Genomic DNA, 26,267 nt, shown 5'->3' with positions numbered 1-26,267 from the left:
CGTTAATACCTTGTTTTAATCTCTGTTATACGGCTTGCTGTTTCAAGGTATGTAACTGTACATCCTTTACTTCAATCAGCTTACTTAGTTGTGTTGTCAATAAATAGATAGGCTTGTCGCTATCTACTGTCATCGTGATATGGAATAACTCATCGTGTCCGGCCAACTCTAAATTGGTCAGAGTAAACCCGCGATGACGGGCGACACGCAAAAAACGCTCAATTGCGATAGTCTGCTTTTTCACTGCTAGGGTCAATTGGTGTTTCATTGCGCTGTCTCCGTCATCATTTCATCATTCGCCGCACCTGGAGGTACCAGCGGCCACACATTTGCTTTGTCATCAATGCAAACATGCAGTAAATAAGGTCCTTCAGCCGTCACGAAAGCATGGATAGCATTTGCCACTTCATCTTGACGGGTGATTGTTTGTCCCGGAATACCAAAAACCGCCGCCAGCTGGACAAAATCCGGATTGTCCGACAAATTAGTTTCGCTATAACGGCCTTCAAAAAATAGCTGCTGCCATTGCCTAACCATGCCAAGGCGTTGGTTATCAAGGATCAGTATTTTTACCGCTAAATTATTACGACGAATGGTCGCCAGCTCCTGAATATTCATCATGATTGAGCCATCGCCCGATACCGTCAGTACGGTATCATGTGGCCTTGCGATTTTCGCGCCGATAGCAGCAGGTAAACCAAAGCCCATAGTGCCCGCACCGCCGCTACTTAAATGGTTACTTGGGTGAGTAAATTTCATATGCTGCGCCACCCACATTTGATGTTGGCCCACATCACAGCACACCACGCTATTTGGCGGTAATTGTTGGCTAAGCTGATTTAACAATGCAGGAGCAAAAACTTGCTCACCCGGAAAGTCATAGCGCCAAGCATGAGTGGCTTGTAAGTCACTGATGTTAGCAAGCCACGCACTGTCGGTAACAACGCACTCAAGTTGCGGCAGTGACTGTTTTAAATCAGCGTGTAGCATTGCCGCTACAGGTTTACGTTTACCGATTTCAGCACGGTCGATATCTAAGTGGATGACTTTGGCTTTGGCAGCAAACTTAGCTAAATTACCCGTTACACGGTCGTCAAAACGTGCGCCGATACACACTAATAAATCACATTGTTGTACAGCTATGTTGGCCGCTTGACCACCGTGCATACCAAGCATTCCTAAGTCGTATTCATAATCAGGTAATACGCTACCAAGGGCTTTTAGAGTTGAAACCGCTGGCATACGAGTCTTATACAAAAACTGCATTAACTCGCTTTGTGCATCGGCCATTTGCACCCCACCACCAATATACGCCACAGGACGTTTCGCATTGGCCAGTAACTCGTTGGCTTTGGCTAACTGCTGAAGACACAGTTGAGGTTGCTCAGTAAATGCTTCGGCCAACCAAGGATGAAATGGCACTTCCGCTAGTTGAATATCTTTGGGGATGTCGACTAATACCGGACCAGGACGACCGCTTAAAGCAACATGCATGGCTTCTTGTAACACTTCTGCCAATTCATCGGCACTTTCCACCATGTAACTGTGTTTAGTACAAGACAGTGACATGCCTAATACGTCGATTTCTTGAAAAGCATCGGAGCCGATAGCTGCGGTAGGCACTTGGCCTGTGATAGCAAGTAAAGGCACTGAGTCCATCATTGCATCAGCAAGCGCGGTGATAAGGTTGGTCGCACCTGGGCCTGAGGTTGCCAAACACACACCCAATTTCCCAGTGCTGCGTGCATAGCCTACGGCAGCGAAACCGGCGCCTTGTTCGTGGCGGGTCAAATAATGCTTCACGGGCGCACCGTAGAGCGCGTCGTAAATTGGCATAATGGCCCCGCCTGGGTAACCAAATACCTCAGTAACGCCTTGCCTAGCAAGTATCTCTACTACCAATTGTGCCCCTGTCATTCCTCATCCCCAGTTGTAACGTAATAAAAAATTTAACCCTAAAACGACGAAGCCCCCCGGACTTTTCAGTGCGGGGGGCTTCCTAATCTGCTGCTACTTTTCTTACAGCACTAGCCAGCCCCCGCGGTAATAATAATCACCACGTTGATAATCACGACTAGGACTAGAGTTGCTGTAAGCATGTGTATAAACCGATTCTATTGAATATGTAAGCAAGGCCTAAGTGCCCTGCGTTTCTGCTTTTTCTATTAGTACATAAAGGAACAGTAGCCGTCAAGCATAAAAACAATGCGATCATTCACTACAAAAGCAATTTAAAAGCATTGATTATGCAAAATAAAGCAAGATTTCAAATTGAATTGACACCTTTACAGGTTTGAGCAAATTTTACCCCTCCTCACAACACCAACCTTGCACTATCCGTGCAATGCTAAAAAGTTGCATTAAATTTTTGTGATTTACCTTTAACTTTGGATATGATTTGGCAACATCAAAGATTAGGATCCGATCATGCGTATTTCCCTAGCTCGCGCCACCTTTTTCAGTGCGCTATTTTACTTCTTGCTATGTTGCCAAACAGCACTCGCCAATGGCCTCAATCCAGCGCTCTATTTAATTGAAAAAAATGGTCAGCAATCTTATTTGTTTGGTACTGTACACATGGGCGATCAGAGCATGGCAGTGCTGCCAGAAAAAGTCACTCAGGCGCTGAAAAGTAGTGACCAATTAGTCGTTGAAGTGGATTTAAGCCAGCTCACCGCAGCACAGCTACAAGCCAGAGCTTTCCCATTAATGTTACTACCTGAAGGGCAAACCTTAGCGTCCAGACTTGACCCCAGTCACTACGAAAAACTCGCAAACTATTTGCAAAGTCAGGGGATGGATATCACCCAAGTACAAAGATTACAACCTTGGGCGGTGATGATTGAATTGGCTCGTATGGCCTATATGCGCGCAGGTTATATGCCCGAATACGGGGTCGATATGCAGCTACTAAAACTTGCAAAGCAGCTGCAAAAACCCGTGTTAGAACTTGAAACTATTGAACAGCAATTTGGCTTGTTTAGTCGTCTCGGTGAGTTTGAAGGACAGATGATAGACGACGCTTTAGCGCAGCTAAATGATGCAAACAAATATATTCATCCGCTGATTTATGCTTGGCAGCGCGGCGATAATGACGGACTAGCCAGCTACCACCGCAGCATTTTCGGTCAAGATGAATACACTAAGCGTAGCGAGCAAATTTTGCTCACTGAACGCAACCGCGCTTGGGTAACGACGCTAGTCCCCAAGCTCAAGCAGCACTCTTTGTTTATTGCGGTTGGCGCTTTGCACCTCACCGAACAGCAAGGTTTGCTTGAACTTTTAAAAATAAATGGCTTTAAGATTAAAAAAGTTTAAATGTGTTTAAACCTTTTGCTGTGAAGCTGTCGTCTAAATAGATAATTCACAGCAACAGGTATTTTTAACCATGAAAACTAAACTCTTTGCCCTACTTATTACCCTTGGTTTGTCATCTGTGGCATTCGCCGATGATACTCGCACCATCACAAAAACATTTAGCAAAAAAGACAGCGCAGAGCTTGCCATCGACGTTCCTGTTGGTAGTGTCGACATCGATACTTACGACGGTGACAGCATTGAAGTCACTATCGTGCTTAGCCATAAAAACGACGACAGCTGGTTTGCCAAAAAAATCAATCTCGACGAATTTGAACTTGAGTCTAAGCAAAGCAGTAAAGCACTGGCTTTGACTATCGACAGCGATGACATTGAGCAAGAATGGCAAGTCAAAGTGCCAGCCTCTATGGCACTCGATCTTGAGCTTGGCGTTGGTAATGTGAAAGTGGTTGACCTTGCTAACTCTGCAGCAATCGAAGTGGGTGTGGGCAAAGTACGTATCGACACCTCACTAGACGACTTCAAAAGTGTCAAACTGGACTCAGGCGTCGGCCATACCAGCATCAACGGTTTTTCTGTTGCAATGAATGAAGAGCGCAACATGGTCGGCTCAGAAGTAAAATATCGCGGCAAAGGCGAGCATAGCATTGCGGTTGAATTAGGTGTGGGCAATATTCGTTTAAGCCATTAATTACGCACCCGCACAAAATCTTAAAAGCGGAATTTTAGCGACATATTCAACGAATTTAACGGCTATTTATCTAAAATAGCCGTTTTCCTTGCTGTCTTACAACTTCATCAAATTGACCCAGCAAAACAACCTTAACCGACGCAGAGCGCTAACACTTGAACTAAAAATCAACGCTTGACACCCAGACGTCTAAAATGTTTCAATGCCGCCTCACCCGATTTTTATGCTGTGGTATGGATGGCTCCATACCCTAGTATTGGGCTGGAAGAGGAGCGTTATTCAGGTAGTTGACTGGAGGGGAGCAAACCCCAACGATGGTCAATGAGGGGAGATAACGCCGAGAAGTAAACTGTTTTGCTATGGTTTTATTTCGGACGACTGGGCTGAATCCCAGCGACTGTCACCAAGAACTGGTTTTGGTGGAGAGCTTCTGGTCTTGAAATTATTAGGCCAGTGCTGCCTATTTTTTTGAGTCCATTGCTCTTCGAATTTTAATCTGTTCGAAGCTTTGGATCCCTCCATGCTCCGAACACTTTTAAGTTCGGTAGAGATGAAAACATCATTCGACTTATCTGATTATCCGTTATGGACTGCTTTGGTCACGCCTTTTGACGCCAATGACCAAGTAGATTACGACGTACTGACACGTCTTGTTGCTGAGCAAACCGCGGCTGGCAACGGTATTTTGCTATTGGGTTCAACCGGCGAAGGTTTAGCGCTGACGCTTGCCGAGCAGCAGCAAATTGTGCAATTTGTGTGTGACCTCAACCCTCAAGTGCCGTTAATGGTAGCTGTCGGTGGTATCAATCTACATGCTCAATTGGCATGGCTGGCATTTTGCAATACTTTGCCAATCCACGCTTATTTACTTGGCTCACCGCTCTATGCCAAACCGGGTGTGGTCGGCCAAACCCAATGGTTTGATGCCCTGCTGAGCCACACTGAACTACCTTGCATGATTTACAATGTGCCGGGCCGCAGTGCGGTGGCGATTGCGCCAGAAGTATTAACCAACCTTAGCCACCACAACAATCTCTGGGCGCTCAAAGAAGCCTCTGGCGACATCAGTAAGTTTGAAGCCTTCCGTAAAGCAGCGCCTCAGGTAAAAGTATTTAGCGGCGATGATGGCTTAATGCCTTATTTTGCGCAAGCTGGCGCTTCTGGCTTAGTAAGCGTGGCTGCCAATGCGTGGCCGCAGCAAACCGCTGAATTTGTGCGCCGCTCTTTGGCGGGGACTTTTCCGAATTTATTCACCACTTGGACGGATGCCGTCAACAGCTTATTCACTGTAGCAAATCCTATTCCTGTCAAAGTGTTGATGCACCAACAGGGCAAACTGGCAACGCCACACCTACGCCCACCACTGACTCACTTAGAACTCGATAACACCGCGGCGCTTAGTGCTGCGAACGACACCATTTTAGCTTGGAATTAAGGTAGTAGCATGAGCTGGTTAGATTTATTAAACGATTTAGAACAAGGTAAAGTACGCGCAGCAACACAGGATGAGCACGGTCAGTGGCATGCCAATGTTGCAGTGAAACAAGGTATTTTAGAAGCGTTTCGCAACGGCACCAATACTGAATTTCCCGGTGGCTTTGTTGATAAACACAATTTAGCGCCGCGCGGCTTTGCCGCTGAAGATGGCGTACGTATGGTACCAGGTGGTAGTAGTGTGCGTCGTGGTGCGTACGTTGCACCAGGCACTATCATTATGCCACCGGCCTATATCAACATTGGTGCCTACGTAGACTCTGGTACTATGGTTGATAGTCACGCGTTAGTTGGTTCATGTGCACAAATTGGTAAAAACGTGCATTTAAGCGCGGCAGTACAAGTCGGTGGGGTACTTGAACCCGTCGGCGCAAGCCCTGTGGTAGTTGAAGATGGCGCCTTTATTGGTGCCGGCTGCGTCTTAGTAGAAGGCGTAGTCGTGAAGAAAAACGCGGTATTAGCACCCGGTGTACGTCTTTCTGCTGCAATCCCTGTCTATGATTGTGTCAATGAGCGCATGCTCGACAAAGGCGAAGCTATTCCTGAAAACGCCATTGTGATCCCAGGTTCACGCCCAGCCTCAAGCGAATGGGCAAAGGCCCAAGGTCTGAGCATGTCGTGCGCTTTAATCGTTAAATATCGTGACGAGCAATCTAATGCTTCTTTGCTGCTTGAAGAGGTATTACGTTAATGACGTTTTTGAGTACGCCGCTACGCACCGCGCTGACTGAATTAAGTCAATCCGAGGACACGGCATTTTTTGTTTATGACCTCGACAAGCTCAGCGCACACCTTAATGCACTGACGCAGCAAGACGTAGTCAAGTTGTGGTATGCAGTCAAAGCCAATCCGCTTTCTGCCATTATTCAAACTCTTGACCGTGCTGGTTTTGATTTTGATGTGGCGAGTTCTGGCGAGCTTAATCAAGTATTAGCTCAAGGCATTGCTGCAACGCGCGTACTCAACACTGGCCCGGCCAAATCAAAACGCCAAATCGCCCACTTTATGGCACAAGGTGTACGCACATTTGTAGCCGAAAGCACAAATCAAGTCGCCTGGCTGCAAGCTGCGGCGGCGGAATATCATACGACCTTACGTATTTTACTACGGGTGCAACTGCGCTGGCCCGATAGTGAAAAAAACCCGCTCGGTGGTGATAGCCTCACGCCATTCGGACTCGGTGTGAATGAATGGCAGGCGCTGACTTTAAGTGACTATCCGAACCTAGATTTTGCTGGCTTACATATTTTCCAATGGGGCAACATGCTGTCAAGTGACAAGCTCGCCTCCTTATGGTCGCAAATGGTGCCACCGCTGCAAGCCTTAGCGCAGTCTCTGGGTATGCAGTTACGTATTTTAGATTTAGGTGGCGGCCTTGGTATTCCGTATACCTTTACCACTTCAGGCCTTGAATGGCCAAAACTACTCGATGCCCTCGCAACCATTAAAGCGACCTCTGGCGTGGACGAACTCTGGATGGAGTTAGGTCGTTTTGCGGTGGGGGAATGTGGTTACTATGTCAATCCGGTAGTAGAGCAAAAGACCAATTATGGTGCCAAGCAGCTGATCTTAGCGGGTGGGATCAATCATATTTTGCGCCCAGCAGTCACCAATCAGGCTTTTCCGTGTCAATTGCTACGCGACTCAAATGCGACACCCAGCGACTTTTTGCTCCATGGCCCGCTGTGTACCGCACTCGATAGCCTAGGTCAGCATAGTCTGCCAAGCGATATAAACGAAAACGATTGGTTAGTGTTCAGTCAGTGTGGCGCTTATGGCTTTACCGAAAGTATGCCGTATTTTCTGTGCCATGAACTGGCCGCAGAGTACGTATTGCAACAGGGCCAAGTGATTTGCTTACGTGACGCGCAAAGTGCCGCGTATTACTTGAGGTAAATGATGACTGCCGTTAATGCCATTACTCAAGAAAACATCGTGGTCGGCGAAATTGCCAATGGTTTGCCGCTGACCATTCCGGTTTACCGGTTAAAAGGTCAAGGCAATGGGCCGTCTGTGTATATCCAAGCCAATATGCACGGTGCGGAAGTTCAAGGTAATGCGGTTATTTATCAGTTACTTGAACAACTAAAGCAATTGCCGCTGTTGGGTGATATCACGTTAGTCCCCTATGCTAACCCCATTGGCTGCAACCAAAAGTCCGGCGAATTTACTTTAGGCCGTTTTGATCCAATCACAGGCACCAATTGGAACCGGATGTATCACGACCATACCGGTCTGATTGAGTGTTTTTTACAGGCACAGCAAAACGCCGATGAGCAAGAGCTGAAAGCGCAGTTTAAAGCTTTGCTTATCGAGCAAACGCAAAATTTACTTGATGGTCCGGCGTATAGCCTCACCACAGGTAAACGCATCGCGCTTAATTTGCAACTGTTAGCACATCAGGCTGATATCGTACTGGATTTACACACCGGACCAATTTCTGCTAAGCACCTGTATTGTCCACTCTATGCCAAAGCCAGCGCGCGCTACTTCGATATTCAAAACGTGTTATTGATCCCAGAAGGGTTTGGTGGCGCGATGGACGAAGCCTGTTTTAGCCCTTGGTGGCAACTGAGTCTTGCACTAGCAGCACAAGGCCGAACTTTTCCAGTTGCCGTTGAAGCCTTTACAGTGGAACTCGGTTCACAAGAGAAAATCGATTTAGCCGAAGCAAAACGCGATGCAGCCAGTATTCTCAGCTATCTAAATTACAAAGAAGCCATTGTCGCTGGCAATTATCAGCCCGCTACAATGACTCGTTATGGCTGCTATCTCAAAGATTACCTTGCCTTTTATTCGCCTATGGGCGGCATGGTGGAATACACCGCGCCACTTGGCGAACCTATTCCGGCAGGAACCACCATCGCCCATATTTTGCGTATGGAGCAGTATTTAAGTGAACAACCTTTACACAGCATCAAAATAGATACGCCTGCCATCCCGATTTTGCACTTTGCCTCCGCCAGTGTGAATCAAGGCACAGAACTTTATAAGTTCTTTACTCACTATTTTGAGCTGTAACCGTTTTATTGCGTGAGAGTAGGTAGGCTTGACCTGACCTACTAAGGTGTCGGCGGCGCAAGCCGCCAGCCTTTTCTATGTACCAAAACCCAAACAAGTCAATTTAATTCCAGCCAAATTCAGGCAAATGTCACTTTATGTAAGTATAATAGCGATAATCGCCGCAAATTACGGATAACTTATGCGCTCTCGCTTCACCCTGACATGGCTTTCACTACTGACAAGTTCGTTCACGGCTACCTTGAGTGCCGCTGAAACGGCCGCTCCCGATGAAATTGATCTCATCAAACAATGTATCTTAAATGAAGTCATTGGCGGCGACCAAAACCGTACTATTGCGGAGTTAAAAACCTATTGTGCACAAATGGATGCGGCTAAAAACCTCAGCCAACTCGACAAACGTATGGCACGTGAGCGGGTTGGTGAACACAACCGTAATGTGCTGACGCCACATCAGCGCAATTATATTTTGCCTGTATCTTATGTATCTCATCCCAATAGTCGGCCATTTGACGGGCTACAAAATGATGCTAATGCCGGTGAGCCACTAGATAACTTCGAAGTAAAATATCAATTGTCGTTGAAAGTGCCGCTTTATACTGGTTTTTCAGACAAAGACCAAGCGGTTTATATGGGCTTTACACTGCAATCATTCTGGCAGTTTTATAATAAAGATATTTCCTCACCGTTCCGTGAAACCAACTACGAACCTGAGCTGTTTTGGATAAACTTCCTCGATGACGAAAACGTCTTATGGGGTGATGAAATGGCTTTTGTATTGGGTATTTCCCACCAATCCAATGGCCGCAGCCAACCTAATTCCCGCTCTTGGAACCGCATTTACGCCAATTTCTTATGGGAAAACCGTGGTTTTGTGTTTAGCTTTAAACCTTGGTATCGCCTCCCTGAAGACCGCAAGTTAGACCCTCTCGAAGCCAAAGGCGACGATAACCCTGATATCCATAAGTATATGGGTTATTTTGAGTTTTCAGGTGCTTACCGCGTGGAGGAACATGAATTTAGCTTTATGTGGCGCAACAATTTAAATAGCGATAACCGCGGCGCCATTCAGCTGGATTGGTCTTTCCCAATTTGGGGCAAATTACGTGGCTATGCGCAATACTTCAATGGCTACGGTGAGAGTATGATTGACTACAACGCTGATATTGAACGCTTTGGGGTTGGGATCTTATTGACGGATCTGCTTTAACAGCGCTTATTCCTGCCGACATTTCCTTGTCGGCAGTCGTTTTATTGGGCTGAAGCTTGGCTAAAATAGGCCAGTGCCGCATCAAATACAACATCACGTTGTTCGAGATAATCAAGCCAGGTTGGGGTTACGACGATATCTGGATAGAGGGCATCTGTTGGTGTTGCTACAAAGGCGTAATAACGCTCAGAAACGCTTACCTGCCTTTTTGAGTTCGGCAAAGTAAAAACGTGCAATTCGCCATATTGATTAGGGTCACCTCCTGTGGGCGTGCCTATTAGCTTGGCATTCAAGAGTTGTTTATATTGGGCCGCATTACTCATCGCCGCCGAAAATGTCCCCGCATTGATTAAGGTGACAACACCACGTTGCCAATCCAATGTTGCGACCTCTGACAAACAAGCAGCAAATGCAAGTCCCGTATAAAAACTCCCACCTTCGTTATCGCGTAAATCAATAATCACATGTTGACTGGCATGAGCATTCAGCTGCTTTACCACTAACTTGCACTGTGTCATTACTTCATTAAATTTGGGATAACTATCAAAATCAAAATAAGCTGTTTTACTCGCGGCAATAAAGCCGAGCCGGATGCCAGGTAAGCCGATGTCGTTTAATTTAGTTGCCTCAGGCAAGTTACTGCTGACATTGATGGCACCAAACTTCCTCATGTCCACTGCCGCAATGGTGTGCGTTTGCAATGTTTGTTTGGTTCTAAAGGTAAATTCTGCTTGGCTTAAATTATCAATAATTCCAACACCATACAGCAATTTGGCGAGTATGATTTGAAAGGCAAAGCGGACTTGCGCACTGTACGTGTTATCCACACCATATAAGTACGGTGCGAGTTGCTGCTCAATTTGCGTGCGTAGTACGCCGTTAATCGCCACTAGTTCACTACCAACAAGGTCGCTATATTGCGCCGTTGTCCCGACGACCCTTAAGGTATTATCTATCCACATCAGTTTAAACGGAAAATGTTGGTGTGGGCCTGACATGGGATAGTAATTACTATGGCCATCTTTGAGACTCGCCATTATTTTCATCAAGACGACTTCGACTTGAGGTTCATCTAAATCAGGCAATTGCGCTGAAAGCTGTTCAATCGCTGCATCAAATTCCTGCTCACTGGTGGCATGAAATGGATTTACATGCGTTTCTTTGACTTGTTGCTGCAGATAGCGAATATCCTCCTGCCATTTTGCTTGCGCTTGCACAGTGAGCGCTTGAACTTGGCAAGTTATAGCGAGGAAAATACCACAGATTAACCCTTTCATCTCGTTAACTCCTTGCTTGATGCTGCATAAAAATTAGGGGCGAAACACCAAAGTAAGAGTTAAACGCACGACGAAAACTGTCGTAATGAGTAAACCCCACTTGACTGGCGACATTGGCTAAATCCGCTTGCGCTTGTGACAACAGATCTCGAGCACGTTCTAAACGTAATTTGCGCACATAAAGGCTGGGTGTACTGCCTAGATGTAATTTAAACAAGCGCGTTAATTGCCTCGTACTAACACAGGCTTTGTCTGCCATCTGCTCGACGGTAATAGCTTGTTGTAACTGGCTTGGTAACCATTCCAGTAACGCCGACAAACGTAAACTTTCGCCATTTTGTAACGCCAGCAAATCGGAATATTGGGTTTGTTGCCCACCACGTTGGAGATACACCACCAGCTCTTTGGCCACCTTAGCCGCAATTGCGTTGCCATAATCAGCGCCAATTAGCGCTAACGCTAAATCAACGCCGGATAGCACGCCTGCCGACGACCATACCTTACCGTCGTTAATAAAAAGCGGATCGAGCTTAACCTGACAATGCCCAGCTTGCTGCGCCAGTTGCTGACAATGACGCCAATGGGTGGTGAGCGTAAGTGCTTGCTGTGGATAAATTTGCGGCAAAATAAAGGCGCCGGTACAAATACTGATCACCCGCTGGGCACGGTCAGCGAGCTGTTTGAGCTGCGCACCTTGCTGAGCAGATAAGCGTAACTGGCGCATTCCCGTGCCACCACAAATAATCAAATCATCGAATTCGATAACATCCGCTAGCCCCAGCTCAACATTCACACTCTGTCCATAGGCGGTTTTTACCGCACCTGCAGATAGACTCATGAGTTGGCTGTAATACGCTTGTGGGACAATATCATTGGTTTCCATAAATGCGTCTAATGGCCCAAACAGATCCAGCGCCTGAAAACCATCCGCAATAAAAAATAGTAGTTTCTTTGTCATAGCTTCCTCTCCCTCACCAAATCACTATAACAAACCGCCGCGTGTCATTTACTGCATTTTTTCGACAAAAAAGGACATACAATGAATTTGTTTAGCTTGTGAAGACACTCAGCAGAGGAAAGGATATAACACGGAGTAGGCGAGCATATTTGGATCAAAACAGCCTATCAGGCTAAGTGTTATCTTGTTTAATAACACTTAGCCTCACGCAAAACTTTTATCGCACCACCACAAAAGTGCCTTCAAACTTTGCCACCAGCACGTCGCCATCATAGACATTGACTGGCACTAGATATTTGGCTTTTCCCTCTTCATTCAAGGCGCTGAGTTCACCCTGACAATCGGCCAAAGTTACGGTTGCACTTGGTGCTGTAGTCAGTGGTTTTAAATATTTAATATTGGCGTCCGCCAGCACAATATTGCCATCCAACTCCTGCTCTTTTAGCGCTAAATAAGTAGCGCCCCATCCCGTTAACGTCGCCATACTATAAATAGAACCTGCGAACATCGAGTTATGTAAGTTGAGGTTAGCTTTGAGGTCAGCTCGAGTAGAAAATTGCCAATCGGTATAGCTCTCTACCTTTATACCCATCGCATCGCTGATAGGTATAGATTCGCGCCAAGTATCTTGCAATACTTTGGTCCAATCAGGACGACGGAACCAGCCCGGCTCAGAAGGCTTACGCTTCACCATTTTCCAATGTTGCACTTCACCAAACGCTAAATGCCCTTTGCCAACCACTTCATAGCCATGCCGCTCGTAAAAGCTGAGCGCGCGCTCTCGCGCATCAAGTACCAACTCTTCGGCATTTTGCGTCCAAGCAACGACTTCTAGCTCATGCAATAACCGACTGCCTAAATGCTGACCACGGTGGCCTTCGGCTACCGCCATATAACGCACTTGGGCTTGTTTTTGATTGTTAAAATGTAAGCGAGCAACACCTAATACATCGCCCTTATTATTGCGAATAAAGCGGTGCTCTGCGTCTTGCTCTAAATCATCCTGCTCACTGCCGCGTGGTTGACCCCAAGGCGCGCGCAATACCTGCCAACGTAATTGATAATAGGCTTGCCAATCTTCACTACTTTGTGGGGTAGTCACTTGAAACATGTCGACTCCTGTTGCTGATTTTTACCCGCCATCTTGCTGTGGGGCTATTCGTCTTGTTGTGCAATCACCTTACTAGAATTTCTACCACGAAGAAATAATACCAAGGCGTAAGAGCGGGGAAATTTTTCATTCAGTTTGGCAAGATTTGGCGAAAATCAATTTGTTAGCTATGCTGATGACACTATGCAAGCGTTTCTTACCCCTGAGGGGATTATTGCCAACGAATTCGTTCGCCAAAGCCACAAGCTCGGGCACCTATTGTATTGGCATAAACAAGGTAAAATTAGCGTTCAAGTACGCCAAGAAAAGACCTTACGCTGGTTACTTATCAATGATACGCTGCAATCGGTTATCGAGTTAAACCACCCTGAACATCTGTTATTTCCGCATTTACAGCTATTGGCGCGGCTTTGGCAGCTCAAGCCGCCACCGCAAGATGTGTTAGAGCTAGGTTTGGGCGCTGGCGCTATCCGCGACTATCTCAAAGCGATTTATCCCGACTGCAAAGTCAGTTCAGTAGACAATAACCCAGATATCATTCATTGCTATAAACGCTATTTTGGTGGTGATCCGCTCTGCTCATTAACTTGTGGTGACGTGATGCAAGTGCTCGAGCAACCCAAGAGCTATGATTGGATCATTTTAGATCTGTTCAGCGATATGGATGCCCCAGTGTTTTTGTTTCAGCACAAATTTTATCATTTACTACGTGCAGCATTGAACTCAGGCGGCGTGTTGTATATTAACTTTCTAGCCGAACACGATTCGCAACTCAAACAATTAACCCATTTGCTTATCGCTAATTTCGGCAAAAAGCCTTTTGTTGCCGAAGTACCGAACTACGCCAATCACATCATTTCTGTAACAAAATAACACCCAGCTTAAACTTGCAGCTGAAACGTCACCGGCCCATCGTTACATAAACTCACTTGCATATCCGCACCAAAGCGCCCAGTTGCCACATTTAGCCCTGATGCTTTAGCTTGCGCCACAAACGCTTCATAGAGCGCTTCGGCCTGCGCTGGTGTTGCTGCACTTGAAAAACTCGGTCGCATGCCCTTTTTAGTGTCAGCAGCTAAAGTGAACTGCGACACCACCAAAAGTTCACCTTGGATATCACGCAAACTTAAATTCATCTTGCCGTTTTCATCGGTAAATATCCGGTAGTTGCTGACTTTATGTAGTAATTTTTCAACACTTTGCTCGTTATCTTGCTGCTCAACGCCAAGCAACAATAAGATGCCTTGCTTAATAGCACCAACAGTTTCGCCTGCCACTACAACTTGCGCATGGCTCACCCGCTGAATTAATCCAATCACATGCACACTCTTTAATGATCTAACTTGATAAGCAACAGATCTGCTGCCCGCCGTATGGCCTCCGAATATACGCTATTTCGCACACAATGCCCAATACCATCTAAGATCAAAAGCTTAGCATGCATTGTGGTGGCTAAAGCTTGCACCCCAGCAAAGCGGCAAATTAAATCATGGCGACCATGAATAAACCAACTGGGTATGCTTTGTAATTGCGTCGCATGTTGCAAAATAAAGCCATCAGGGACAAAGCCCCCAGCGGTAAAAAAGTGCACCATTAAACGAGCTTGCAAAAGCTGATGTTGGCGTTCGGCGAGTAGGTATCTTGGATTCGACTCACCCGCTATCAACAAACGCTCCCACTGACACCAGTGCTGCGCAGCTTGAAAGCCCAGCAACTCATCCTTGCCATTGAGACGCTGATGATATTGCGCTAATAGCGCCTGCCATGACAAATTCTGCGAGTTAAATTGTTGGTATTGCTCAGGGTAAAACTGCGCCCCCGCACCTTCAGGAGAGTACATCCAAGCAAAGTCAGCAGAACTACTTAAAAAACTCGACCATAATACCAACCCCCGCACCCGTTTTGGCTCAGCTAAGGCATATAAGAGCGCTAAGGTGGCGCCCCACGACCCACCTGCTAGCACAGTTTTAGTGATATCGAGGTGGTCAAGTAAAGTGGTTAAATCCTGTAATAAATGCGCGGTAGTATTGTGCGCTGTGCTATGCGGAGTAGAACCGCCACAGCCACGTTGGCTATAGAGAATAATGCGATAACGTTCTGGATTAAAATAATGTAGCGGATAATGGCAGATTCCGGTTCCCGGCCCGCCATGGCAAATAATGACGGGCACGCCCGCAGCGCAACCGTACTCTTCAACTTCAAGCTGGTGGCCATCCCCGACAGCCAAGTGAAACTGCCGAGTCGCGTCACTGATCTGATAAAGTTGTGTCATCATACGGCTCCTAGCTTGAGGTAGCCGCACTAGGGCTACTCTTCTACTAACGGTGTAGGTCGTCTGCTACCTTGGACACATACGGTCACTTCTGCGCCAAGCAACACCACAATCCATGAAACATAAACCCAGACGAACAAAATCGGGATGGTCGCAAGCGCCCCATAGATCACTTCATACGACGGAAAGTGACTGATATACAGCGCAAAACCTTTTTTACACAGCTCGAACAACATAGCTGCAAATAACGCTCCGGGTATAGCAGCCCGCAGCGGAACACGGGTGTTCGGTACTAAAGTATAGAGCATGATAAAGCCGAGCATGGAAATTCCGTAGGGTAAAAGTTTCAATAAGAAACCACTAAAGCCCGGAATACCTTGATCAGCAAAGGTCACCAAAGACACGATATAAGAAGTCACTCCGATACTGGCGCCAAGAAACACCGGCCCTAAGGTCAGCACCATCCAATAGATTGCAAAAGAAATAATAAATGGCCGCTTGTTTTGTACGCGCCAAATTCGGTTGAGGGTGACATCCACATTACGAATAAGCAGCAATGCAACCCCTGCCAAAAAGCCAATCCCCACCGCGGTCATACGATTGGCATTACCCGTAAAAGCAGTTATGTGCTCGCGGATCACATCCGACGACGTAGGCACAAAGTTATTAAAAATAAAGCTTTCAATAGCAGTGCGGGTCGTTTCAAAACCTGGAAACGCGGAAAATATCGCAACCCCGACCGCGATTAACGGCACTAACGAAAGAAGTGTTACATAAGCTAAGTAACCCGCATTGACGGTGATCTGATCTTCCAAACAACGCTTGAAATAACGCTGCCACCAACTTGGCTGATGACGAATAAACTGTTGCACTGTTGCCAGCGCCGCACGTCCCATATTTGCCAGATCCACCGTATTTTCCTCATCTAAATTGGAAATTGCTTTTGCACATCATAACAATCAATCACATAATTAACAGCAACAAACGGAATCATGAGTATCAAGATGAAAAAACTACTGCTTACCTTTGCCCTAATGACAACCTTAAGCGGCTGTCAAAGCGCTTACTATTCTGCCATGGAAAAAGTCGGGATCCATAAGCGCGATATCCTTGTTGACCGCGTTGAAGACACCAAAGAGGCCCAGCAGCAATCACAACAAGAATTTCAATCTGCGTTAGAACGCTTAACCACTCTTATCAACTTTGATGGCAAAGAACTGCAAGCTGCCTATGATCAGCTTAACAGTGATTACGAAGCCAGCAAGAAAGCGGCAGAGGACGTAAGTAATAATATTAATAAGGTCGAAGATGTTGCCGAAGCTTTATTTAATGAATGGCAAGATGAATTAGAGCAATACAACAACGCCAGTATGAAAAGAGAAAGCGCCAAAAAACTCGACCAAACCAAACGCCAGTTTGATAAGCTGCTGCGCTCCATGCGCGCCAGTGAAACCAAAATGACGCCTGTGCTATCCGCACTAAAAGATAACGTGCTGTACTTAAAACACAACCTCAATGCCCAAGCAATTGCCGCCATTCGTGGTGAATTCAGTAACCTAAAACGTGATATTGAGCGGCTGATCACCGAGATGGATCGCTCTATTGCCGATTCAAACCGCTTTATTGCGCAAATGAATCAGGAATAGCGGCTCGCTTAAAAACAAAAAACCGCCTTTCGGCGGTTTTTTAATTACTGAGCATCGAACTCAATCCCTAAGGATTAATCCTTCGGACCACGAGACGCACGTTTACGCTCGTTTTCAGTAAGTAGTTTCTTACGAATACGAATGCTCTTCGGCGTGACTTCTACTAGCTCGTCGTCATCGATAAACTCAAGCGCTTGCTCAAGTGACATGATAATTGGTGGCACTAAGTTTTGTGCTTCGTCAGTACCTGCAGCACGCACGTTAGTTAACTGCTTAGCTTTAAGCGCGTTAACGGTTAGGTCGTTGTCACGGCTGTGGATACCGATAACCATACCTTCGTACACTTCAACACCGTGGCCGATAAATAGACGACCACGATCTTGTAGGTTGTAAAGCGCGTTTGTTAGTGCTTTACCAGCCGCGTTTGCGATAAGTACACCGTTCTTACGTTGACCGATGTTACCGCCTTTGTGCGGGCCGTAATGTGAGAATGTGTGGTAAAGCAAACCAGAACCAGACGTTAATGTCATGAATTCAGTTTGGAAACCGATCAAACCACGGCTTGGCATGATGAAGTCTAAACGTACACGACCTTTACCATCCGGACACATATCCGTCATTTCTGCTTTACGAAGACCGAGTTGCTCCATCACAGAACCTTGGTTTTCTTCTTCAAGGTCAACTGTTACTGTTTCGTACGGCTCTTCAAGTACGCCATCGACAGTACGTAAGATTACTTCTGGACGAGATACTGCAAGCTCGTAGCCTTCACGACGCATGTTTTCGATAAGGATACCTAAGTGAAGCTCACCACGACCTGATACACGGAAGCTATCTGGGTTGTCAGTGTCTTCAACACGTAGTGCTACGTTGTGAACTAGCTCAGCCGTTAAACGCTCACGGATGTTACGTGACGTTACGAATTTACCTTCGCGGCCAGAGAATGGAGACGTGTTAACAGAGAACGTCATAGTTACCGTTGGCTCGTCTACAGACAATGGAGGTAACGCTTCAACGTTGTTTGGACAACAAATGGTGTCAGAGATTTTTAATTCACCAAGGCCTGTTACGGCCACGATATCACCCGCAGTCGCAACTTCAACTTCGTGACGCTCAAGACCTAAGTAACCAAGTACTTGGCCTACTTTGCCATTACGTTTAGTACCATCAGCGCCAACTACTGTTACTTGTTGGTTTACTTTTACTGAACCACGCTTGATACGACCAACACCGATAACACCTACGTATGAGTTGTAATCTAGCTGAGAGATCTGCATTTGGAATGCGCCATCAGGATCAGCTGCTGGTGGTGCAACGCAGTCAACGATAGTTTGGAACATAGGTTCCATGTTGTCAGACGGCGTGTCTAAATCTAACGTTGCCCAGCCATTGATAGCTGAAGCGTAGATCACTTTGAAATCTAACTGTTCGTCAGTTGCGCCAAGGTTGTCGAATAGATCGAATACTTGATCCATTACCCAATCAGGACGTGCGCCTGGCTTATCAACTTTGTTGATTACCACGATTGGCTTAAGACCTTGCGCGAATGCTTTTTGCGTTACGAAACGCGTTTGCGGCATTGGACCTTCTTGAGCATCAACGAGTAGCAATACAGAGTCTGCCATCGACAGTACGCGCTCTACTTCACCACCGAAGTCGGCGTGTCCAGGGGTGTCTACGATGTTGATGCGGTAATCGTTCCATTTGATCGCCGTGTTTTTAGCTAAAATGGTGATACCACGCTCTCTTTCAAGATCGTTAGAGTCCATTACACGCTCGTCGTTTCCACCACGTTTTTGTAACGTGCCTGATTGCTCAAGAAGCTTATCAACCAGCGTTGTTTTACCGTGGTCAACGTGTGCGATAATCGCGATATTTCTTAACTTTTCGATGCTCATATTCTTACTCAGAGAAGTTTTAATCTCGTTGATCCTAGTCGATCCGCGCAAAATTGCGCGCCGAGATGCCCAATACGGTTATAAAAGGTCGCGTATTATCCCTTATTACGGGAATGGATGAAAGTTTATGCAAGATTATTTTTCTATGACAGCACTGAAAAGTACGATAAACAGCTGAAATTCTAGCGAAACCTAGGGAGTAACAAGGTAAATTTCGCGCCACCGAGTGGTGAGCGACTAATTTGACACTCAATTTGATGCCAATCGAGGATCCGTTTCACTATCGCCAGACCAAGGCCAAAGCCACTTTTGGCCTGCTTACCTTCACCTGCCAATCGTTGAAATGGCATAAAGATCCGCTCATGATCCGCTTCCGCTATCCCAGGGCCATCATCTTCAATGATAAGCGCATAGCGCCCAGCATGAAAAACCAATGATACTTGTACTTGGGAATGGCTGTATTTAACTGCATTCCCCACTAGATTAACCACTGCACGCTCAAGATAGTGCGCGTTACCTAACACCTTACACTCTGCAATTAGCTCTAGTTGTAGCTTTCGCTCTTTGTGCTCACCAAGCGCGCTGACACTGCTATGCACTAACTTGCTAAAGTCGAGTGGTGCTTTGCTTAAAGCTTGATTAGCGAATTCAAGGCGTGCATAGCTCAACATTTCTTCAATCAACTTTTCCATGTCTTGAATATCTTGCTGAATACCACGCCGCTGCTCTGGGTCCACCGAGCTCAACATCGCCAAAGCAAATTTTAACCGTGCTAATGGCGTACGCAACTCATGCGACACGGCACTGACTAAGTGTTTTTGATTATCCATCAGCCGCGCAATACGCTTGGTGAGACCTTGAATTTGTGCGGTATGTTTAGCAATAGCAGAGAAATGCACAGGAGCGAGTTGTAGCTCAAGCTCACCACGCGCGAGTTGCTCAGTAAGTAACTTTAACTGGTTAAGATCTCGCCACAATGGCCGTAACCATAGCCACAATAGCAAAGCCAACAAAGCATAAGACGCAAGGCGAATAGCCCACTTTAAATACTGCTCAGAAGGCGGTAAACGATAAGGACCCAATTGCTGTAAATGCGCTTGATCTGGCATTAAGAAATAAAAACTGACTGAGCTGTCATCTGGGTACAGCATCACCAACTCGCCAGCTTGTAACTTAGCTAACTGCTCGGGCAACCATGCAAATTGCGCTAACGTCAGTGAGTCGCGCTGCGCCGCCAGCTGAGGTTGTTGCAGGATAAACTGTTGCTGCTGGGTAGCCAATTGCTGTGCAACCGCTAATTCTTCTTGCTCGCCTTGCACGCTTTGCCACAGCAATTCACTCAGCAAATTAATGGCAAAAATACTGCAAAGTACCAGCAAGATTAAACTAACGGCCAGTCTCAACATACAGCGTAAACTTTACCAAGCATGCAAAGCACACATATAACCTTTACCCCATACCGTCACTAGGCGCTCAGGATTATCCAAATTGTCGCCGAGTTTTTTACGCAGCTTACAAATACGAATATCCACACTACGGTCTAGACCATCATATTGACGCCCAAGCACCTGCTGATATATCTCATCACGGCTGTGAATTTGCCCAGCTTGGCTGGCTAAAAACCACAACAAGTCATATTCCTGCGTGGTGAGCTCGACCCGCTCTCCCATTAAAGAAACCTGACGCGCAGCAGGTTCAATTGCAAGGCTACCAATCTTAACGGTTTCCTGTTGCAATATTCGGCTATTAGCGCGGCGCAGCAGCGCATTGACGCGTGCCAGCAGAACATAAGGCTCTGCGGGTTTGATAACATAGTCATCACCACCAAGTTCAAAGCCTTTTACTTGGTCAAAATCGCTGTCTTTGGCAGTTAAAAACAAAATAGGCCCGGCATAGCTGTTGCGCACTTGGCGACACACGGTATAGCCATCCCAATTGGGTAGCATTACATCTAAAATCACCAAATTAGGTTGTTTGCGAATAATGGCCGGAATAGCACTTTCACCATCATGCAGTACATCAACCTGATGGCCATTCTGCCGCAAAAACGCCGCCGTCAAAGCCGCCAAGCGTTCGTCATCTTCTACTAAGATTAATTTAGCCATTAGAAAAAGCTCCAGTCGTTCTTTAACCGCCGCCGTAACCTTGAAGTTTGAGCTTGCATACTAGTGAGTTGCTGCGCAGCAACTTCAGTTTGATCAGTACGGCGCAAACTAAGCCGCGTTTGCTGTTCTACTTGTAATTCCAATTCAAGATTTATCGTTTGTCCTGCCTGCCAACATTGAACTGCCCGCTCATCTTGATACAAACACAATGCTTCTGTTAACACTTGGCTGCCTTGCAATTTAATTGTCAGCGTACACTCGCTACTATCATCCGCACTGATACACACCGAAGGTTTAATGCCTAGTGTTGGCGTGTCTTTGCCGAGCTGTTGCGCGCTCAGCGGCAAGTGACAAATTAAGCTAAGCAGCAGCCAGTAGCGCCTAGAAAGCATAACTCCCCGCAACAAATACGGCATAGCTGTCATCCTTGGCAACCAGCGGACTTGCGCTGATGTGTGAGCCTAAGCGGCTGTATTTTGCTCTGAGCAAGAAACGCCAACTGGCATTAATGGGCTTACTGTAACTGAGATTCATAAACGGCGAAACGCCACTACCAGCTTGGTACTGATACCAGCGATCGACTTTATCCCGGTAACCAACACCATAGTAATAATCCGTTAAAGCACTGTCTTTATATGTCAGCCCAGCGCCAATTGTTAGGCTGTCATCATGACTAAACAGTGCATCAAACCGCTGATTCAAGGCTAATGTCGCATGATAACCTTGATAAACTCCTGAAATATCATGCAACCACTGCGCAGTGAGCTTAGTATTGGCGCGCCAATACCAATGTAATCGCACTCCTGCATCCAGTGCCCAATCTCGGTCTGCTATCTGATTTATCGACAACCTAACGGCATCATCTTTAACCGCGCTCAGCGCTTCCGCTTGACCGTTGAAGAAAATATTACGTGGGTGATAGCGGTAGAAATACGTCGCCTCATCGTTAAATTCGCTCACAAAGCTAATATCCAGCGCGGCGTCATCAACGAATGTGTAACCAGCACTGAGATTTTCGATAAAAAAGCGCTCACCGTAATAGCTGATGCTCGGTACAACCAACAGCGGAATGTCATCTCCCCCATAAAGCGGGTTATCTATCACCCCAGCGCCAACAGCCACTGCAAATCGCCAGCTACCAACAGCTTGGCAACTCGGCGAGTTTTGCTCACAAGTTGGAGGGGCAGCAGCCATAACTTGGGCTTGCAACATCACTGCGGCGATAAGCATTGCAACACGGTTCACATTTTTTCTCCACTTTGCCACTTCTCGCACTCTATCCGTTCGCGATCTACCACGCCAGCCTAAACAACATTTAATAACAATCGATAGCACACCAACAACAGACGTTTTTCAATCCTCATGCCAAAGTAAATTTGCCCTTAACCTTTATGGCAAGCAAGGAGATCACGATGAGTTACCGATTTTTACTGGGATTAATGAGTGTAGCGTTACTGGCCGCTTGTAACAGTGACCGCGAACAGAGTTTGCAAGTTCCACCGCTTAATACCATGCAGCCAGCGCTCAGCCCATTAAGCGCCGCCAATACCACGCAATTTTCAATCTATTTAAAAAACGGCATTTATCAACGCGCTCAGGGTGGCTGGAATGAAGCCGCCATGCAAACGCTGCTAAATGGCATCAGCCCTGATATGCAGTATTCACGTACCACCAGCCAAGAGCAAACGGTGGCAGAGGCTAATCGCGTGCAGTACGATGGCCAATATCTCTACGTTGCAGCTTCACCTTGGCATGATCTCGAAGCACACCAATCCAGCACGCAAACCAACTACCTTAGGGTCTTAACTGCAGATGCGGACGGCCTACTCACCGAAGTAAAGCAACTCCCGCTTGGTGACGCCGAACAACCTTTAACTTCGCTTTACCACCACCAACAAACCTTGGTCGCGATTAGCCAAAGTCAGCAGTTTTCTATTTTGCCTTTTGCGTTTGCACGCTTTGCCGGCAGCGACCATTTTACGGTGGATCTACTAGACGTATCTGTTCCGGCTCAAACCAGCAAAATCAATACGTTGCACATTGATGGTAACCTTATCGACAGTCGCGTGATTGGCGACCAACTGTATCTAGTCAGCCACTATTATCCCCAAGTACAAAATCTCAACAACGGCGACGATGACGCAGCTCGGCTCGCTAACTACACCACCATAGTCAACACTAAATTGACCGAGTTGCTGCCCAAAATCAATGACACTCGGCACGCCACCTCACAACCGCTCATTCAAGGTGATAGTTGCTTAGTCCCCAAAGACGCCACCACGCTTGATGGCTATGATGGCATTACCACTATTACTCGGATTGCCTTAAGCGACAGCGATAATCGTACCACCTTATGTATTAACAGTGCACTTGATGGCATATACGTTAATGAATCGCACCTCTACGCCTTTAGCACTCGTTATGACAGCCAAGTTAAAACTGCGGTACATAAATTTGCGCTCACCGATGAGGATATAAATTATGCTGCCACAGGAGTATTTAATGGCCGCTTGCAAAGCTATTATCCTAACTTACGTTTTAGTGCCAAAGGCGGCCAACTACGCATTGTGATGAGTGAAGACCTCAGCGCTGGACATTACCGCCACACGCTCTATGTTACTGAGCAGCAAGGTAATAACTTGGCGGTGATAGGGCAATATCCAAATACAGCGCAAGACACCCCAATTGGCAAAACCGATGATTCAGGTCAAGTCAGCGAAGACATTTACGCGGTACGCTATGTTGATGAACGCGCGTACATTGTGACCTTTGAGCGCGTCGATCCGCTCTATGTGCTAGACTTAAGCTCAAGTACGGCGCCTAATTTAGTTGGCAGCCTTGAGGTGTCAGGTTATTCAGCGTATTTACAACCTTTAGATAACCATTTATTGCTTGGGATAGGTCAGCAAACCGACATTCAGCAAGACCCTCAAGGTAACCCGCGGATAGTCAGTACAGGTACTAAAGTCAGTTTGTTTAATGTCGCGGATCTCAACAACCCGCAGTTAATTGCCGCTGAGGTCATTGCAGGTGCTTACAGCCCTGTGGAGTTTGATTACCACGCGCTATCTTGGCTGGCAATGCCAGATCAATATCGACTCGCATTGCCCGTAGAGCGTTGGCTCACCGATAGCAATGAGATTTGGCAACGGCAAAATCAAATGCTGGCTTTCAATGTCAGTAAAGGCACTTCACCTCAGCTCACTTATAACGGCAGTAGCGAGGTGCATTATGCGCCCTTGCCCGCACCTGACTTTGTTGATGCCAGTCGTGACCGAGCAGTATTAAACAGCACCATGCTTTATTATGTGCATGGTAATTATGTGTGGCAAAGCCCTTGGCAGACACCCGCTATGAATTCAGGCCCTAGATAGACAAAGCCTGCAAGGGAAGTACTCAGCTTGCTGACGTACTTCCCTTTTTATTGCCTCGCATGGTTACCATTGATAATCAACTGGAGTTACGCACTTTGGTGCCGTAGCCGCAAGTAAATCAGTGCCAACACACCGCAAGCAATTGCCGCAAGATATAAAACTTGGAACGACAATAGCGGCCAGAGCAAAGCGCCCACACTCCCTCCGCCAATAAAACCACAGATGATCAATAAAAACAGCCCCACTTTGCGCTTGTCTAATCTCTCACCGCGACACCACGCGCCCAACATCAAACCCAAATCGGTAAAAATACCAGTAAGATGCGTGGTGCGAATAATCGCGCCGCTGTAATTGGTGACAAGCGCATTTTGCATTCCACATGCCATGGATGCACAATATAGGCCGGCTTGTAAGTCAGCTGTGAGCAACCAAGCCGCTGCAGCTAACAGCAGTGCTTCGACCCACAGCAAAGTGTCATAATGGCGTCCTAATTTGAGGGTTTGACCGTGCAGCAGCACGCCACTTATGGCTGCGCCAAGGACAAAACTGAGCAAGATAATAAGTAAATGAAACACCAGCTGAGGTTTGCTTTGCAATTCTGTCGCAGCAATAGCAAATAAAGTTGCCGTACCAGAAAGATGCGATACTGCTTGATGAGCAACACCAAGTAAGCCAACTGCGTTGACAAGCCCAGCAATGGCCGCCAGCACAAATGCACCCGCTTCAATCCAGCGTGGCAAACGATTTAGCATAATGTGATGTTCAACCTACAACCACCCGATTACGGCCATCCGCTTTGGCTTGATAAACCGCATCATCGGCCAGTTTTAACGCGGTACTAAATGGCGCATGCAGATTCACTTCATGTACACCGAAACTCGCGGTTAAGGTTATTTTCAACGCCCCATGATACACCGCACTTTCGGCAATCTTGGCTCTTAAGCGCTCCGCGACAAGTAAGGCATCCTGCAGGGGCGTTTGTGGTAACAGCGCAATAAATTCCTCTCCACCAAGACGGCACAAACAATCCTCTAAACGCAGTGCCTTTTCACAGCGCTCGGCAAAGTTTTTAAGTACCACATCGCCGACATCGTGGCCGTATAAGTCGTTGACTTGCTTAAAATGATCTATGTCTATCATCATCACGCATAAAGGGAATTGCGCGCGCAAATGACGGCTTATCTCACGACGGGCAAAATCCATTAAGTAGCGACGATTTCTAAGCCCAGTTAATGCATCCTTAAACGCCAGCTCGCGCAGTTGCTGCTGTAATAACCATAGCTCTTTGACCAGTAAACGGCGGCTACAGCAATCGGCAATAAGTTCTGCGTAGCTGATTTCTGCCCCACTCCACTGCCTGACTCCCGTTTTTCCTTCACAGCACACTACCCCATGTGGAATACCATTTTTGAAAATTACCGCATCCAACATGGTAGTAATGCCATGAGGTTGTAAATAACTGTGATTAAACTCAAATGTCCGGGGATCGCTTGCCGCACACTCTGCAGCAATCGAAGTACCGGAACTAATTGCCTGAAAATATTTTGGAAAGTCTGAATAATTGAGGCTTGGAAAATGACTTAAATGAAGGCAATCGCGAAGCTTAATATCATCACATTGCGCACAACCAGGGCAGCTGCCAGGCGGCCAGTCCGTGTTAGCAACATTAACCAATTGGGTAGGTGAGGTTATGTTATCAAACAACCAAACCGATACGCGGGTGACTTTTAGGGTACTACAACCTTCATGGATAATATCGGAAAGGAAACTTGCATAGGGGCCAGACACATCCACTTCTTCAGAGCTGATACGGCGAAGACGCTGAGTAAGGTGACTGTGATTATACATGCTTTTGCGTTCATGACAGGAATGCAAACGGGTCGTTTGCATAA

25 protein-coding genes and 1 riboswitch are annotated in these 26,267 nt (G+C 46.7%); of the genes, 10 read left to right on the top strand and 15 right to left on the bottom strand.

The window, feature by feature from the left end; all coding sequences use genetic code 11:
* Positions 1–25 precede the first annotated feature (25 nt).
* On the bottom strand, positions 26–268 hold the full coding sequence (gene ilvM / locus ACFOEE_RS10485) for an acetolactate synthase 2 small subunit (RefSeq protein WP_377123940.1): 243 nt from the start codon (positions 266–268) through the stop codon (positions 26–28).
* Positions 265–1,917 carry an acetolactate synthase 2 catalytic subunit gene (gene ilvG / locus ACFOEE_RS10480; RefSeq protein ID WP_377123938.1) on the bottom strand — a complete coding sequence of 551 codons (1,653 nt, stop codon included), beginning with the start codon at positions 1,915–1,917 and terminating at the stop codon, positions 265–267. The genes ilvM and ilvG overlap by 4 nt, the downstream gene beginning before the upstream one ends.
* A 510-nt stretch (positions 1,918–2,427) precedes the next feature.
* On the opposite strand from ilvG, the gene ACFOEE_RS10475 reads away from it, so the two are divergent.
* From ACFOEE_RS10475 to ACFOEE_RS10445, 7 genes are all read left to right on the top strand, one after another.
* Positions 2,428–3,318: a TraB/GumN family protein gene (locus ACFOEE_RS10475; protein ID WP_377123936.1), complete on the top strand. Its 891-nt coding sequence runs from the start codon at positions 2,428–2,430 to the stop codon at positions 3,316–3,318.
* 70 nt (positions 3,319–3,388) lie between these two features.
* Positions 3,389–4,009 (top strand): hypothetical protein, encoded by a 621-nt coding sequence (locus tag ACFOEE_RS10470; RefSeq protein WP_377123934.1) that lies wholly within the window; start codon positions 3,389–3,391, stop codon positions 4,007–4,009.
* A 257-nt stretch (positions 4,010–4,266) separates the two neighbouring features.
* A riboswitch (Lysine riboswitch) is annotated at positions 4,267–4,447 on the top strand.
* Positions 4,448–4,559: 112 nt separating this feature from the next.
* Entirely contained in the window at positions 4,560–5,444 is an 885-nt protein-coding gene (gene dapA, locus ACFOEE_RS10465) for a 4-hydroxy-tetrahydrodipicolinate synthase (protein WP_377124419.1), read from the top strand.
* Positions 5,445–5,453: 9 nt separating this feature from the next.
* Positions 5,454–6,194: a 2,3,4,5-tetrahydropyridine-2,6-dicarboxylate N-succinyltransferase gene (locus ACFOEE_RS10460; protein ID WP_377123932.1), complete on the top strand. Its 741-nt coding sequence runs from the start codon at positions 5,454–5,456 to the stop codon at positions 6,192–6,194.
* On the top strand, positions 6,194–7,399 hold the full coding sequence (locus tag ACFOEE_RS10455) for a PLP-dependent decarboxylase (RefSeq protein WP_377123930.1): 1,206 nt from the start codon (positions 6,194–6,196) through the stop codon (positions 7,397–7,399). Before ACFOEE_RS10460 ends, ACFOEE_RS10455 begins: the two co-directional genes overlap by 1 nt.
* A gap of 3 nt (positions 7,400–7,402) precedes the next feature.
* Entirely contained in the window at positions 7,403–8,524 is a 1,122-nt protein-coding gene (locus tag ACFOEE_RS10450) for a succinylglutamate desuccinylase/aspartoacylase family protein (protein WP_377124417.1), read from the top strand.
* Between the two features lie 181 nt (positions 8,525–8,705).
* Positions 8,706–9,734 (top strand): phospholipase A, encoded by a 1,029-nt coding sequence (locus ACFOEE_RS10445; RefSeq protein WP_377123928.1) that lies wholly within the window; start codon positions 8,706–8,708, stop codon positions 9,732–9,734.
* A gap of 41 nt (positions 9,735–9,775) precedes the next feature.
* On the opposite strand, the gene ACFOEE_RS10440 is transcribed toward ACFOEE_RS10445, so the two are convergent.
* The 3 genes from ACFOEE_RS10440 to ACFOEE_RS10430 form a co-directional block, all read right to left on the bottom strand.
* Positions 9,776–11,011, bottom strand: coding sequence for a S41 family peptidase (locus ACFOEE_RS10440; RefSeq protein ID WP_377123926.1), 1,236 nt, complete (start codon positions 11,009–11,011; stop codon positions 9,776–9,778).
* A gap of 4 nt (positions 11,012–11,015) precedes the next feature.
* Positions 11,016–11,969, bottom strand: a complete 954-nt coding sequence (locus tag ACFOEE_RS10435) for a GlxA family transcriptional regulator (RefSeq protein ID WP_377123924.1) — start codon at positions 11,967–11,969, stop codon at positions 11,016–11,018.
* A 217-nt stretch (positions 11,970–12,186) separates the two neighbouring features.
* On the bottom strand, positions 12,187–13,080 hold the full coding sequence (locus ACFOEE_RS10430; RefSeq protein WP_377123922.1) for a bifunctional GNAT family N-acetyltransferase/hotdog fold thioesterase: 894 nt from the start codon (positions 13,078–13,080) through the stop codon (positions 12,187–12,189).
* A 183-nt stretch (positions 13,081–13,263) separates the two neighbouring features.
* Here ACFOEE_RS10430 and ACFOEE_RS10425 point away from each other — a divergent pair, with 183 nt between their 5' ends.
* Positions 13,264–13,953 (top strand): spermidine synthase, encoded by a 690-nt coding sequence (locus ACFOEE_RS10425; RefSeq protein WP_377123920.1) that lies wholly within the window; start codon positions 13,264–13,266, stop codon positions 13,951–13,953.
* 8 nt (positions 13,954–13,961) lie between these two features.
* On the opposite strand, the gene dtd is transcribed toward ACFOEE_RS10425, so the two are convergent.
* From dtd to ACFOEE_RS10410, 3 genes are read right to left on the bottom strand one after another with little or no spacing between them, the layout of a single operon-like run.
* Positions 13,962–14,399: a D-aminoacyl-tRNA deacylase gene (dtd, locus tag ACFOEE_RS10420; RefSeq protein ID WP_377123918.1), complete on the bottom strand. Its 438-nt coding sequence runs from the start codon at positions 14,397–14,399 to the stop codon at positions 13,962–13,964.
* An 11-nt stretch (positions 14,400–14,410) separates the two neighbouring features.
* Positions 14,411–15,355, bottom strand: a complete 945-nt coding sequence (locus tag ACFOEE_RS10415; protein ID WP_377123916.1) for an alpha/beta fold hydrolase — start codon at positions 15,353–15,355, stop codon at positions 14,411–14,413.
* A gap of 32 nt (positions 15,356–15,387) precedes the next feature.
* Positions 15,388–16,248, bottom strand: a complete 861-nt coding sequence (locus tag ACFOEE_RS10410) for a virulence factor BrkB family protein (protein ID WP_377124415.1) — start codon at positions 16,246–16,248, stop codon at positions 15,388–15,390.
* A gap of 108 nt (positions 16,249–16,356) precedes the next feature.
* Here ACFOEE_RS10410 and ACFOEE_RS10405 point away from each other — a divergent pair, with 108 nt between their 5' ends.
* On the top strand, positions 16,357–16,998 hold the full coding sequence (locus tag ACFOEE_RS10405; protein WP_377123914.1) for a DUF2959 domain-containing protein: 642 nt from the start codon (positions 16,357–16,359) through the stop codon (positions 16,996–16,998).
* Positions 16,999–17,072: 74 nt separating this feature from the next.
* Here the strand turns inward: ACFOEE_RS10405 and typA are convergent, their stop codons facing one another.
* From typA to ACFOEE_RS10380, 5 genes are all read right to left on the bottom strand, one after another.
* Entirely contained in the window at positions 17,073–18,896 is a 1,824-nt protein-coding gene (gene typA, locus ACFOEE_RS10400; protein ID WP_377123912.1) for a translational GTPase TypA, read from the bottom strand.
* A gap of 182 nt (positions 18,897–19,078) precedes the next feature.
* Positions 19,079–20,302, bottom strand: coding sequence for an ATP-binding protein (locus tag ACFOEE_RS10395; RefSeq protein WP_377123910.1), 1,224 nt, complete (start codon positions 20,300–20,302; stop codon positions 19,079–19,081).
* Positions 20,303–20,314: 12 nt separating this feature from the next.
* On the bottom strand, positions 20,315–21,001 hold the full coding sequence (locus ACFOEE_RS10390) for a winged helix-turn-helix domain-containing protein (protein WP_377123908.1): 687 nt from the start codon (positions 20,999–21,001) through the stop codon (positions 20,315–20,317).
* Complete coding sequence (locus ACFOEE_RS10385; RefSeq protein WP_377123906.1) at positions 21,001–21,417, bottom strand: DUF3019 domain-containing protein; 417 nt, start codon at positions 21,415–21,417, stop codon at positions 21,001–21,003. Before ACFOEE_RS10385 ends, ACFOEE_RS10390 begins: the two co-directional genes overlap by 1 nt.
* Positions 21,383–22,246 (bottom strand): MipA/OmpV family protein, encoded by an 864-nt coding sequence (locus tag ACFOEE_RS10380; protein WP_377123904.1) that lies wholly within the window; start codon positions 22,244–22,246, stop codon positions 21,383–21,385. Before ACFOEE_RS10380 ends, ACFOEE_RS10385 begins: the two co-directional genes overlap by 35 nt.
* Positions 22,247–22,413: 167 nt before the next feature.
* Between ACFOEE_RS10380 and ACFOEE_RS10375 the strand changes: the two genes are divergently transcribed.
* A complete protein-coding gene (locus tag ACFOEE_RS10375) occupies positions 22,414–24,375 on the top strand; it encodes a beta-propeller domain-containing protein (protein ID WP_377123902.1) in 1,962 nt (653 codons plus the stop codon).
* Positions 24,376–24,461: 86 nt separating this feature from the next.
* On the opposite strand, the gene ACFOEE_RS10370 is transcribed toward ACFOEE_RS10375, so the two are convergent.
* On the bottom strand, positions 24,462–25,127 hold the full coding sequence (locus ACFOEE_RS10370; protein ID WP_377123900.1) for a YoaK family protein: 666 nt from the start codon (positions 25,125–25,127) through the stop codon (positions 24,462–24,464).
* A gap of 10 nt (positions 25,128–25,137) precedes the next feature.
* Positions 25,138–26,265, bottom strand: coding sequence for a sensor domain-containing diguanylate cyclase (locus ACFOEE_RS10365; RefSeq protein ID WP_377123898.1), 1,128 nt, complete (start codon positions 26,263–26,265; stop codon positions 25,138–25,140).
* Positions 26,266–26,267 lie beyond the last annotated feature (2 nt).

This window comes from Pseudoalteromonas fenneropenaei, from assembly GCF_042643375.1.
Classification (GTDB): Bacteria; Pseudomonadota; Gammaproteobacteria; order Enterobacterales; family Alteromonadaceae; genus Pseudoalteromonas; species Pseudoalteromonas fenneropenaei.
Note: the sequence above shows the minus strand (reverse complement) of the source record. Positions and strands in the feature narration are given on the sequence as shown.